A 230-nucleotide genomic window follows, 5' to 3' on the forward strand; every position below is an offset into this window, starting at 1 on the left:
GTTGTCACGATGGACTTTCTGCGCGGCCCAGCCAACGTGGTTTCGGCTGCGAAATGGGGCGCGACGCAAGTGGTCAGACGCGTAAAGGGCCCAATCAAATCGCCTTATTATACGTTTGAAGATACCAAAAACTGGGCAACCAATAACACCGCTCTTGCCGCCGAAAACCTCATGCTAGCACTACGTGCTCATGGATTTGATAGCTGTGCTATGGGCGGCTTTGATGAGCC

General features: G+C 53.0%; 1 protein-coding gene. It reads left to right on the forward strand.

Annotation, left to right across the window (positions count from 1 at the left end):
* On the forward strand, positions 1–230 hold a 230-nt coding region (locus tag SB725_RS34260; RefSeq protein ID WP_410923837.1), incomplete at both ends, for a nitroreductase family protein.

This window comes from Pseudomonas sp. SIMBA_041 (assembly GCF_046535095.1).
Classification (GTDB): domain Bacteria; phylum Pseudomonadota; class Gammaproteobacteria; order Pseudomonadales; family Pseudomonadaceae; genus Aquipseudomonas; species Aquipseudomonas mucoides.